The following is a 731-nucleotide window of genomic DNA, read 5'->3' as shown; positions in this document are numbered from 1 at the left end:
CTCTTAGAGTAGTAAAACGACGCACGGACGCGATTAAGAAAAAGCAGAACAACAATAAACAAAAATCGTAGAGCAAAACAATAAGATATAAAAAAACCGCTGAAGCGCAAGCTCCAGCGGTTTTTTTTAAGTCATTCAAGAAGAGCCCTTGCAAACTATTCGCTTAAAGACGCATCTCTATACCTTGAGCCGCCATAAACTCTTTCGCTTCTTGAACCGTATGTTCGCCAAAATGGAAGATACTTGCAGCCAGTACAGCATCGGCACCACCGTGTGTCACACCATCCGCTAAATGCTGCAAATTCCCTACGCCGCCTGATGCGATGACGGGAATAGAGACAGCTTCTGAAATGGCTCTTGTCACGCCTAAGTCATAACCACTCTTCACACCATCCTGATCCATACTTGTGAGCAGAATTTCGCCAGCGCCGTAGTCGGCCATCTTTTTGCTCCACTCAACAGCATCCAAACCTGTCGGCTTACGACCACCATGAGTGAAAATTTCCCAACGCGGCTCCTCTTCGGGGCCACTTACTTTTTTGGCGTCAATAGCAACAACAATACATTGACTCCCAAAGCGCTCAGCCGCTTCTCGAACAAGCTCTGGATTAAAGACAGCAGCCGTATTAATACTTACTTTATCTGCACCAGCGTTAAGCATGTTACGGATATCTTCCAGTTTACGGATTCCCCCGCCCACTGTTAGAGGGATAAAGACGTTCTCGGCGATC

The 731-nt window shown here is 46.6% G+C and carries 1 protein-coding gene; it reads right to left on the bottom strand.

What is annotated here, in order from left to right; all coding sequences use genetic code 11:
• Window positions 1–163: 163 nt before the first annotated feature.
• Window positions 164–731 (bottom strand): imidazole glycerol phosphate synthase subunit HisF (hisF, locus tag A3750_RS06145; RefSeq protein ID WP_068548096.1); only part of this gene is annotated, 568 nt, incomplete at its 5' end.

It is taken from the genome of Oleiphilus sp. HI0079 (genome assembly GCF_001635105.1).
Note: the sequence above shows the minus strand (reverse complement) of the source record. Positions and strands in the feature narration are given on the sequence as shown.